The following is an 11158-nucleotide window of genomic DNA, read 5'->3' as shown; positions in this document are numbered from 1 at the left end:
CTGGCCGACGCACAACACCACTCCCGGGCGCGGGACGGGGATGGCCCGGGAGACGAGCTCGGCCTGAGGACGGCCCTCGCGGCCATGCGCGTGGTCGGCACCCCGCCGGCGCTCTCCGGACCACCGCTGGTCGTCGACATCGCTCCTCGGCTGAGCCAGGCGGTCGAGCCGGGTACGCCCACCGGCCTCATCGGCGCCTTCGCCGAGTTGGTGCCGGACACCACCGGGCACGTCGTCACCGCGGACAGGCCCGAGCTACCCGAACTGTCCGGCCCCGGCGGCGAGGGGCGCCCGCTGGTCCTGGTGGTACACGACGCCTGGCGCCACCCCTGGGTCAGGGACCTGCTGGCACGGGCCGTCACGCTGCGCCCCGACGCCATCGTGGTCGAGACCGGAGTGCCCGGCGAGCCCACCGGAGCCGTGTACGTGACCACCAACGGCATCTCCCGGGCCTCGGCCCGCGCCGTCGCCCACTGGCTGACCACCGACCCGGAAGGCGCTCATTGACCTCCTCCCCACGGCCGAGAGCAGGAGATCCCACCTCCCACCGGCAGCCGGCCGGGTCCCACCTCTCCCCCACCGGCGTCCCACCTCTCCGCCGGCCTCTCCGCCGGCCCGACGGCGAGAGCACCACGCGGCGTGCTTCGGTAGCTTGGTTATCTCCACCCCCGAACACCCCGCAGAACCATGCGGCACCGCGCCGCCTTCCCTCCCCAGAACCAGAACTCGGGGTCTCCACGCTCAAGGAGATTTGATGAACGTCCTCGACGGCCCCACCCCCGTGAACCTGGTGGCCACGGTGAGGGCCGTCCTGCCCTCGCTCACCCCCGCGGCCCAGGCCATCGCCCGCCTCATACTCGACGATCCCGGCATGGTGGCCCGCAGCACCATCACCGAGTTCAGCGCGGTCTCCGGGACGAGCGAGGCCACGATCGTGCGCACCGCCAGGGCCCTGGGCTTCGCCGGATACTCCCAGCTGCGCTTCGCGCTGGCCGCCGCGGTGGCCAGGGACCAGCCCGAGCGGCTGGTGCCCGGCGACCTCGGCCCCGACGACCCGCTGACCGACGTGATCGCGAAGGTGGCCAGGGCCGAGGCGGAGGCGCTGGCCGACACCGCGGCGCAGCTCAACCCCGACCGGCTGGGCGCGGTGGTCGAGGCACTGATCGCCGCACGCAAGATCGACGTCTACGGAGTGGGCGCCTCCGGGCTCGTGGCGGCCGACATGGCGCAGAAACTGATGCGGATCGGCCTGCCCGCCCACGCCTTCACCGACGCGCACCTGGCGCTGACCAGCGCGGCACTGGTACGGGCGGACGACGTCGCGGTGGTGGTCAGCTGCACCGGCGAGACCCCCGACGTGCTCGCGCCGCTGCGCGTCGCGCAGCGGGCGGGTGCGACCACGGTGTCCATCACCAACAACCCGCGCTCCTCCCTGGCCGAGCTCACCGACCACGTCCTGGTCTCGGCCGGCAGGGAGACGGTCTTCCGCCCGGGGGCGCTGGCCAGCCGGATCAGCCAGCTCCTGATCGTCGACTGCATCTTCGTCGGCATCGCGCAGCGCACCTTCGAGACCTCGGACGCCGCACTGCGGGCCACCAGGGACGCCATCGACGGCTTCAGAACCGACCACCGCCGCCGAAGCAGGTAGCACGCCGGGCCGGAGAGCCCGAACACGGTCGTGCCGATCGACGCCCCGCATCGGCCCGCCTCGGAAGCCGCCGTCACCTGCACCGCGAACCCTCGTGGCCGCGATCGCGGCCACGGCACGGGTTCAGGACAGGCGCAGGGCCTCGGCGGCGACGGCGTGGCGCAGGTCGCGAATGCCCGCGCGACCGCGCAACGGATGGACGTTGTTGGTCAGCAGGACGACGGCGAGGGCGCGTCCGGGGTCGATGACGAGTGAGGTTCCGGTGAAGCCGGAGTGGCCGTAGGCGTCGGTGAGCGGGCCGACGATCGCGGGGTCGCCGATGCGCACACCCAGGCCGTGACGGAAGTCCGCGCCCTCGACGCCGTGGTCGCGGGTGATCTCGGCGACCGTGGCGGGGCGCAGGACCGGCACGCCTCCGGTGCGCAGCGTCTCGGCGAAACGCAGGAGATCACCGGCGGTGGAGAAGATCCCGGCGTGCCCGGCGACCCCGCCCAGGCCGTGCGCGGTCTCGTCGTGGACCTCGCCACGCACGCACCCCGGCCCCGGGCGTTCCGGCTTGTGCTCGGTGGCGACGGCCCTGGGCAGCAGGACCGCGGCCGGACGGTAGCCGGTGTCGGACAGGCCCAGCGGGCCGGTGACCCGGGCGCGGGTGAGCTCGTCCAGGGGCGCCCGCCCGGCGATCTCCGCCACCCGGCCCGCCGTGATCAGCCCGACGTCGGAGTAGAGGTAACGCCCGCCCGCGGGGCCGATCGGCGGTGTCGAGAGGATCCGCTCCATACGCCTGGCGTGGACCTCGGGGCCGTCGCCGGGAATCTCCTCATGAGCCCTGCGGCTCGGCGGCAGGCCCGCCGTGTGGGTGAGCAGATGCCGCAGGGTGGCCTCGGGGGTGCCGCCGTAACATGCGGGCAGCCAGGCGGCGACGGGCTCGTCCAGGCCGAGGCGGCCCTCCTCGACCAGCGACAGGATGACGGCGGTCGTGAAGAGCTTGGTGACCGAGGCGAGATCGAAGATCGAGTCGTGCCCGGCGGGCGGCCGGTCGGCGGCGAGCTCCTCCGAGGCCGACGAGTAGCGTACGGTCTCCCCCACGGCCGCGGCGGCCACTGTGACGCCGCCGACGGCGATCGCGGCCACCGCCGCCGAGCAGACGCGCGGCACCGCCGCCCCCAGGATCTCGGCCAGCCTGCCCCCTTCATCGGGAGGGTCCGCCGGAGGCTCAGGCACCCCGGCTCCGCCCCGCCGCCTCCAGCGCCGCCTCCAACTGGTCACCGTGCCGCTCCAGCAGGACCCGCGCGCCGTCGGCGTCGAGGCCGTGCTCGATCATCAGCACCGCGACCTTCACGTGCCACTCGGCCGCCTCCAGCGCGGAGCGGGAGACCGGCAGGGCGGCCCCGGTGATGTCGCTGACCATCCGGGCCGCGCGGTCGGCCAGCTTGGAGTTCATCGCCGATACTTCGATCATGGTGTTGCCGTAGGTACGGCCCAGCCTGACCATCGCGATCGTGGAGATCATGTTGAGGACCAGTTTCTGCGCGGTCCCCGCCTTGAGCCTGGTGGAGCCGGTCACCACCTCCGCGCCGACGACCACCTCGATGGGGTGCAGCGCGGCCGCCGACAGCGGGGTCGCCACGTTGCACGACAGCCCCACGGTCAGCGCGCCGCGGCGGCTCGCCTCGGCGAGCGCGCCGAGCACGAAGGGCGCGCGGCCGCTGGCGGAGATGCCCACCACCGAGTCGAGCGCGCCCACCCCCCTCTCGGCGATGGCGGCCGCTCCCCCCTGCTGGTCGTCCTCGGCGCCCTCGACGGAACGGGTCAGCGCGGGGGAACCCCCCGCGATGACCCCCTGCACGAGTTCGGGATCGGTGCCGAAGGTCGGCGGGCACTCGGAGGCGTCCAGCACGGCCAGCCGGCCCGACGTCCCCGCGCCCACGTAGAACAGGCGGCCACCGGCCTTCATCCGGGCGACGACCGCGTCGATCGCGGCCGAGATCTCCGGGATCGACGCGGCCACCGCCGCGGGCACCGTGCTGTCCGCGGCGTTCATCAACCGGGCCACCTGCTCGGTCGAGAGCAGGTCGATCCGGTTGTAGCGAGGATCGCTCTGTTCGGTGGAAAGCGCGGAAAGCGGATCACTCATGGCGTCCAATGTCATTGAAGTTCCTGTCTCGCTACCGTCAAGTAAATGATCTTCTGACAATGCGGGCGTTGTAGGCGTATGTCGGGCTGGGGCGGGACCCATCGGGCCGCGCCGGCGGGCTGGGGCCGTCACCGCAGATCACGGCGGTAAAGCCAGAAGACCCGCTCGGCGTGCGCATCGACCGCCCGGGCGTAGAAGTGCAGCGGCCCCACCCAGCCGATCTGGGCACTCGACATGCCCGCGGCCCGCTGCTCGGCAAGGCAGCGGCGCAGGAGCACGCGGCCGACGCCCAGGCCCCGCGCGGCCGGCGTGGTGCCCATCGGACCGAACCAGGTGGGCCTGGCCCCCCACGCCGCGAAGCCGAGGAGCTTCCCCTCCCCGACGGCGTAGTGGCAGCCGACGGCCTGCTCCGCCTCCCACGCCCAGTTGCCGTTCCACTGCTCCCTGACGAAGGCCGACACCGCGGCGCGGTCCCCGGGGGCGGCGGCGTGCACGGTGACCCCCAGGTCCGCCAGCCGCGCGAGGTCGGCGTCGACGGACAGGTCGCCGGTGAGGTCGACGGTCATGTTCCAGGCGACGTTGTAGCGCTCGTAGCCGAGGCTCTCGGCCAGGCAGGCCGCCTCGGTGTAGCGCACGTCGATGCCGGGCCAGGCGTAGGCGGGCGGGTTGCCCGCGAGGCGGACCTCGGTCGCCCCCTGGCCGCGCAGCCAGTCCTCGGCCGCGGCGACCAGCGCCCGGCCGAACCCCGCCCCCCGGGCCTCGGGACGCACGGCGAGCAGGTCGACGTGGCCCGCGTACGGATCGCGCGCCGACATGGAGACGAACACCACGCCGTCGAGGCCGCGCGTCACCAGTGCCGTCCAGCGCCGGCACCCGGGCGGCTCGGCGAGCCGGGCGACCAGGCTCGCCGCCTCCCCGGTATCCAGGGGGAGCGCGGACTCGGCGATCCCGGCGAGCGCCGCCGCGTCGGCCGCGGCGGCCTCACGGATCCCGGGCACCCCGCGCGTCCCGCGACCGTTCCCCGGCGGGTTCACGACCGGCCGATCGGCATGGCGACGACGTTGCGGGGGGTGGGGTGGAAGCAGGCGTGCTCCTGGGGCGTGTCCCCACCGTGACCGAGCACCGGCTGCTCGGACTCGCAACGACCGGTGCTGAACGGGCAGCGCCGGGCGAACAGGCAGCCCGCGTCGTGGCGGCTCTCGTCGAGCGTCCCTGCCGGCGTCACCCGCTGCTCACCCGGCCGCTCCAGGCCGTGCAGCACCGGGATGGCCGACAGCAGCGACTGGGTGTACGGGTGCACCGGGTCGGAGATGATCGTCTCGACATGGCCGCGCTCGACGACCTGCCCCCGGTAGATGACGTACAGCTCGCCGTCGTCGCCGATGTAGCGGGCGGTCGCCACGTCGTGGGTGATGAAGAGCACGCTCACCCCGAGGTTCTCGCGCAGGTCCTTGAGCAGGGCGAGGATGCCGAGCCGCAGCGACACGTCGATCATGGAGACGGCCTCGTCGGCGACGAGCATCTCGGGGTCGACGGTGAGTGCCCGGGCGATGACGACCCGCTGGCGCATGCCGCCGGAGAGCTGGTGGGGGTAGCGGGGCAGCACGTAGCCGGGATCGAGACCGACCAGTTCCAGCAGTTCCCTGGCGCGCCCGTCCGCCCATGACCGCGAACGGCCGGTCTGCCCCGCCCGCAGCGACAGCGGCGCGTCCAGCGTCTGGTGCACGGTACGGGTCGGGTTGAGCGCCGAGTACGGGTCCTGGTGGATGAGCTGGATGCGGCGGAAGTACGGCTCACGCTGCCGCGGGCGCAGCGACGACATGGGCGTGCCGTCGATGGTGATCTCTCCGGAGTCGTGACCCTCCAGCCCGGCGATGATCCGTCCGAGCGTCGTCTTGCCGCAGCCGGACTCTCCGATGAACGACGCCGCCCCGCCCTTCGGGATGGCGAAGTCGACGCCGCGCAGCGCCTTCACCTCCCGTCCGGCGAGCGCGCCTCCTCGTTGCCTGAAGGTCTTCGTGATGTGCTGCCCCGTGATCACGCCTTCTCCTCCCTGGTCTCCGCGTCGCGGGCGGCGACGGCGTGGCAGGCCACGATCCACTCGCCGTACGGGACGGCGGGCGGCTCCTCGGTCTCACAGACGTCCATGCGCAGGTCGCAGCGTTCCCTGAAGACGCATCCCCGTGCGGGAACGGTCCCAAGCGTCGGCGGGCGGCCGGGCAGCGCCCTGGCCTCCCCGAGGTCGCCGACCAGGCGAGGGATGGCCCGGACCAGGCCCCGGGTGTAGGGGTGGCGAGGCGCGCCGAGCACCTCGGTGGTCGGCCCCTGCTCCACCACCCGCCCGCCGTACATGATGACCAGCCGGTCCGCGACCTCGGCCACCACGCCGAGGTCGTGGGTGATGACGAGCGTGGTGAGCCCGCGCTCCTGGTGGACCTCCCTGACGATCCGCAGGATCGTGGCCTGAGTGATCATGTCGAGTGCGGTGGTGGGCTCGTCCAGCACGACGAGGTGGGCGTTGAGGACCAGCGCGAACATGATGCCGACCCGCTGGCGCATCCCTCCCGACAGCTCGTGCTGGTGGGAGTCGAGCACGCGCGTGCCGTCCATGCCCATCCGGCCGAGCAGGTCCTTGGCGTCCCTGACCAGCCCGCGCAGGTCCCGGATCTCGTGCGAGCGCCCCAGGTCGAGCAGTTGCTTGCCGACGGTCTTGAGCGGGTTGAGGGAGTTCTGGGCGGCCTGGAAGACGTATCCGATGTGCCGGCCTCTCGCCCTGCGCAGGTCCTCGCCCCGCAACCGGGTGACGTCGCCGAGCCCGTCGATCTCCACGCTGCCCGACCTGATCCTGCCGGGCGGCTGGACCGCGTTGAGCAGCGACAGCGCCAGGGTGGACTTGCCGGACCCGGACTCGCCGACCACCCCGGTGATCGTCCCGGGCGGTAGATCCAGGTCGATCCCGGACACGGCGGGCAACTCTCCCGCCGCCGTCCGGTAGACGACGGACAGGTCCCTGACCCGCACTCCCGGCGGCCCGCTCCTCTCCGCGTCGCGGGTGCCCGCGGCACCGCGGGTGTTCCGGGCGGCCTCGGCGCTTCGGACGCCCACGGCCGCGGACAGCCGCTCGCCCAGTGTCATGGACACCTTCTCAGCAGGTACGAACATCGGTCACTCCTCCCGCAGCCGGGGGTTGAAGATCTCGTCCATGGCGTCGACGACGAGGACGATGCCCAGGGTGAGCAGCAGGATCGCCAGTAGCGGCGCCAGCATGTACGGCAGCGCGGCGGTCGTCGTCAGCGCGCCGCCGCCGAACACGGCGAGGTTGAGCATGACGCCCCAGTTGTTGGCGTCGAACGGCAGGACGCCCAGGAAGAACAGGCCCACCTGCGCGTACACCGCGCCGGTCACCGCGATGAGCGTGTTCATCGCGATGAAGGGGGCCATGCTGGGCAGCAGTTCCCTGCCGACGATGTGCCTGGTGGACAGGCCGAGTCCCCTGGCCGCCTCGACGAAGCCGCGCTCGCGCAGCGAGAGGGTCTGCGCCCGTACGGCGCGCGCCACCCCGCCCCAGCCGAGGAGTCCGAGCACCAGGCCCATCTCGATCGCGCCGGTGAACTTCCAGATCGTCGACAGCACCAGCAGCAGCGGGAGACCGGGGATGGTCAGCTTCATGTCGGTGATCCGCATGAGCACGCTGTCCCAGCGCCCCCGCCTGAACCCGGCGAACAGCCCGACCGCGGTGCCCAGGGCGACCGTGATGACGGCGGTGACCAGGGCGGTCAGCAGGACGTACCGGGCCCCGGTGATCACCAGGGCGAGCACGTCCGTACCCTCGAAGTCGGTGCCGAAGGGGTGCGCCCAGCTGGGCGCGGCGTAGAGCGCGTTGTCGTCGCGCGGCAGCCGCTCGGGGTAGAGCAGTGGCCCGAAGACACCCATGAACGCGAACACGCCCAGGATGACCACGCCCACCAGCCGGCTGGGCTTGCGCCGCAGGACCCGCCAGACGCCGCGCCGGAAGTTGCGCCGCAGCGTCGCGCGGGTGCCGCCCCTGGTGATGACCGGCGCGGTCATGCGATCTCTCCCGCCAGCCGCCCGCCCTGGACGCGGTGTCCGCCGGCTGTCGTGATTCGCCGGTTCATGAAGCCTCCTGTCCGGAACGGACCCGTGGGTCGATCGCGGTGTAGAGCATGTCGGCCACGATGTTGGCGATGACGATCGCCACGGTGATCAGCAGGAAGGCCCCGCCCATCAGCGTGTAGTCGCGGTCGGTGATGCTGTTGAGCAGCAGCAGACCCAGCCCTGGGTAGGTGAAGATCCGCTCGATGAAGATCGCACCGCCGAACAGCAGGCCCAGCGAGAGCGCCAGGGTGGTGAAGAGCGGCAGGATGGCGTTGCGCGCCACGTAGCGGAAGATGAAGCCTCGCTTCAGACCACGTAGCTCGGCAGCCAGGATGAAGTCGTCGCCGAGCACGGTGACCACGCTCGACTTCATCGCCAGGATCCAGCCTCCGTAGCCGGCCAGCGCGTAGGTCAGGACCGGCATCGTGGCGTACTGGATCAACGAGCCGATATAGGCGGCGTTGAGGCCCGGCTCAAGCGTGACGTCCGCCGTACCGCCCGCGGGGAAGATCGGCAGGAGGGTCGTGAAGACCGCGCTCAGCAGCAGCGCGAGGACGTACTGCGGCAGGCCGTGCATGAGCGAGCCGGAGACGGCCAGGACGTCGCCCAGCTTGCTGGACCGCTTGATCGCCGCGTAGACGCCCATGATGATGCCGACCGCGAAGCTGAGCAGGGTGCCGACGAGGACCGGCAGGATCGTCCAGGCGGCCGCCGAGGCGAGCAGGCTGGTGACCTCCGCGCCGGGGACGCTCGCCGACTGGCCGAGGTCGAGGTGGAGCAGTCCCTTCATGTAGCCGACGTACTGCTCCCACATCGTGCCCTTCGGCATGAAGCCGTACAGCACCGCAGTGGCGCGCTCGGCCTGGTCGGGCGACATGCCCTGCTCGACCAGCTTCTCGTAGCGGGCCTGCATGGGGTCGCCGGGGATGTTCCTGATGATCACGAAGCTGATCGTGGTGACCACCAGGATCATGACGAGCCCTCGGGCGAGATGGCCCGCGAGGCGGCGTGCGATGACCGTCATATGTGGCTACTTCCTCTCGAGCATGCCGAGTTGGAGCCAGACGCCTGCGGTGAGGCGCAGCGTGTCGCTGTCCTGACCGGGGAATCCGCTGAAACGCGTGGTGTTGACGACCTGCGTGTTGACGTAGTCCCACAGCTGGATCACCGGAAGATCCTGGTTGGCGGCCCTGGCCAGGGTTGAGATGATCTTCTTCTGCTCCGCCTCGGGCGCGGAGTTCAGCCTGACCGCGAGCTCGCCGGGGTTGATCATGCCCTCGCCGTTGACGTCGAGGGTCTCGGCACCGCCCATCCAGTTGCCCTTCGTGCCGGGGGCGACGTGCGTGAGCCTGCCGCCGAAAAGCTGCCAGCCGTTCTGGGCCCCGTACAGGCGCTGGTAGATGTTGTACGGGGCGGGCCCGAGCGCCACCAGCCAGAAGCCGAGGTCGTACTTGCCGGCCGCCATCTCCTCCAGGTAGAGCGGGTAGTCGGCGGTGGTGACGACCTCGGCGTCGATCCCGGCGTCGTTGAGCTGGCTGGTGACCGCCTTGGCCCCGGCCAGCCAGTCGGAGAAGGACGCGGGCACGTTGATGGTCATCTTCCAGGGGCTGCCGTCCGGCATCGTCCACCTGCCGCCGACCTTCTTCATGCCCGCGGCCCGCAGCTCCCGCTCGGCCCTGGCGGGATCGTGCCGGTACGGCTCCAGGGCGGCGACACCGTCGCCCAGCCATGCCTTCGCGGCCTCCTGGTGCATGCCCGAGGTGGTGACAGAGGCGATGCCGCCCTCCGGGGAGGCGACCTTGGTGACCTGCTCGCGGTCGATCAGGTAGGCCAGCGCCCGGCGGACGTGCACGTTGTCGTAGGGCTTCCTGGACTGGTTGAACGCCAGCGCCTCGCTGACCGGCGAGTACCCCCTGACCACGGCGTTGCCCGGGGTCTGGGTGATGCGCTTCATCACAGCGGCCGGGACCGCGGTGAACGGCGCGCTGTCCAGCCTGCCGGAGACCAGGTAGTTCCAGACCTGCTCGTTGCCGGTGTAGTTGAGGATGCGCACCTGGTCGGCGGCGACGTTGGCCGCGTTGTGGAAGTACTTGTTCTTGACCAGCAGCGCCTCACCCGGATTGACGCGTTTCAGGACGAACGGCCCGGCGGAGACGTCCTCGGGCGGGGAGAAGGTCATGACCTTCTCCGCGAGGCTGGTGATCCCGGCCCGTGCCACCTCGGCCCCGGGTGTGTCGCTCTGCGCGACCTTCAGCTTCTGCCAGAAGTCGGCGGGCAGCACGCCGCCCCAGACGTGCTTGGGGACGATGACGGTCTCCATGACGCTGCGGACGAAGGTGGAGCTCGGGTTCTTCGTCTTCTGGGCGATCCTGATCGTCCTGTCGTCCAGAATCTTGATGTCGGAGGCCGCCCCGGCCGCGGAGGGGTCGAGGGCGTAGGCGGTTCCGCCCTGGGTGTAGGCCAGGCCGATGGAGAACTTCACGTCCTCGGCGGTGATCGGCCTGCCGTCGGACCACCTGCCGTCCGGCTGGAGTTCGATGGTGATCGAGGACTGGTCCGGGGCGATCTGCCAGCTCTTCGCGACGCCCGGGTAGAACTGGTTCGGGTCGGTCAGGTGGTTCTTGGTCCACCCGAGCCACTCGGCGTTGTACCCGCGGAAGGCGTTGCCCTTGGGGTTGTACGGGTTGATCGGCGCGTTCGCGTCGATGCCCGGCTTGAGCGCGTCGATCGTGGTGAAGACGGCGCTCCCCACGGAGGCGGAGCTGTCGGCGCCGCCCGCGCCGCCGCAGGCCGCGGTGACGGCCGCGAGGCAGAGGGAGGCCGCTACCGCTACTAGTCGCTTCATGAACGCTCCGTGGGGTGTTCTCCGAGGTCAGGGCATCTATGTGGGGGTATCAGGTGTTGTCCGGACCTTACGTTCACCTTGACGGTTGCGTCAATAAACTCCACTTCTGTGGAACATTTTGTAGCTTTCCTTCATTCCCCGTTTACCCTTCCGCGGTGCCGCCCTCGCGAGCCGGACGACCACTCCTCCGCCGGGGATGCCTGATCCCCCGGCGGAGGAACGAGAACGACGCAGGCCCGAAAGCGCCGAAGGGCCGGGCGCCGGCGGCCGGCGGCCGGCGGCCGGCGGCCGGCGGCCGGCGGCTGGCGGCTGGCGGCTGGCGGCCGGCGGCTGGCGGCTGGCGGCTGGCGGCCGGCGGCCGGCGGCTGGCGGCTGGCGGCTGGCGGCTGGCGGCTGGCGGCTGGCGGCTGGCGGC

10 protein-coding genes and 1 pseudogene are annotated in these 11158 nt (G+C 71.6%); 3 read left to right on the top strand and 8 right to left on the bottom strand.

What is annotated here, in order from left to right; genetic code table 11:
- Both ABT130_RS45350 and ABT130_RS45345 read left to right on the top strand, forming a co-directional pair.
- Nucleotides 1–507: pseudogene (locus ABT130_RS45350) on the top strand (hypothetical protein); the annotation flags it as partial.
- Nucleotides 508–754: 247 nt separating this feature from the next.
- The gene (locus ABT130_RS45345; protein ID WP_350966161.1) at nucleotides 755–1648 is read left to right on the top strand and encodes a MurR/RpiR family transcriptional regulator; all 894 of its coding nucleotides are present in this window, start codon (nucleotides 755–757) and stop codon (nucleotides 1646–1648) included.
- Between the two features lie 123 nt (nucleotides 1649–1771).
- Here ABT130_RS45345 and ABT130_RS45340 read toward each other — a convergent pair whose 3' ends face one another.
- The 8 genes from ABT130_RS45340 to ABT130_RS45305 form a co-directional block, all read right to left on the bottom strand.
- Nucleotides 1772–2869, bottom strand: coding sequence for a serine hydrolase domain-containing protein (locus tag ABT130_RS45340; protein ID WP_350966160.1), 1098 nt, complete (start codon nucleotides 2867–2869; stop codon nucleotides 1772–1774).
- The gene (murQ, locus tag ABT130_RS45335) at nucleotides 2862–3782 is read right to left on the bottom strand and encodes an N-acetylmuramic acid 6-phosphate etherase (protein ID WP_350966158.1); all 921 of its coding nucleotides are present in this window, start codon (nucleotides 3780–3782) and stop codon (nucleotides 2862–2864) included. Before murQ ends, ABT130_RS45340 begins: the two co-directional genes overlap by 8 nt.
- Nucleotides 3783–3910: 128 nt before the next feature.
- Entirely contained in the window at nucleotides 3911–4780 is an 870-nt protein-coding gene (locus ABT130_RS45330) for a GNAT family N-acetyltransferase (protein WP_350966157.1), read from the bottom strand.
- Between the two features lie 32 nt (nucleotides 4781–4812).
- Complete coding sequence (locus ABT130_RS45325; RefSeq protein ID WP_350926262.1) at nucleotides 4813–5823, bottom strand: ABC transporter ATP-binding protein; 1011 nt, start codon at nucleotides 5821–5823, stop codon at nucleotides 4813–4815.
- Complete coding sequence (locus ABT130_RS45320; RefSeq protein WP_350926264.1) at nucleotides 5820–6944, bottom strand: ABC transporter ATP-binding protein; 1125 nt, start codon at nucleotides 6942–6944, stop codon at nucleotides 5820–5822. Before ABT130_RS45320 ends, ABT130_RS45325 begins: the two co-directional genes overlap by 4 nt.
- A 3-nt stretch (nucleotides 6945–6947) precedes the next feature.
- Nucleotides 6948–7850, bottom strand: a complete 903-nt coding sequence (locus ABT130_RS45315) for an ABC transporter permease (protein ID WP_350926266.1) — start codon at nucleotides 7848–7850, stop codon at nucleotides 6948–6950.
- A gap of 64 nt (nucleotides 7851–7914) precedes the next feature.
- Nucleotides 7915–8922 (bottom strand): ABC transporter permease, encoded by a 1008-nt coding sequence (locus tag ABT130_RS45310; RefSeq protein ID WP_350966156.1) that lies wholly within the window; start codon nucleotides 8920–8922, stop codon nucleotides 7915–7917.
- A 6-nt stretch (nucleotides 8923–8928) separates the two neighbouring features.
- Nucleotides 8929–10743 (bottom strand): ABC transporter substrate-binding protein, encoded by a 1815-nt coding sequence (locus ABT130_RS45305; protein ID WP_350966155.1) that lies wholly within the window; start codon nucleotides 10741–10743, stop codon nucleotides 8929–8931.
- Between the two features lie 155 nt (nucleotides 10744–10898).
- Here ABT130_RS45305 and ABT130_RS45300 point away from each other — a divergent pair.
- On the top strand, nucleotides 10899–11158 hold a 260-nt coding region (locus tag ABT130_RS45300), incomplete at its 3' end, for a hypothetical protein (protein WP_350966154.1).

Source organism: Streptosporangium sp. NPDC001681 (assembly GCF_040298085.1).
Classification (GTDB): domain Bacteria; phylum Actinomycetota; class Actinomycetes; order Streptosporangiales; family Streptosporangiaceae; genus Streptosporangium.
This window is presented reverse-complemented; position numbering and strand designations above follow the sequence as displayed.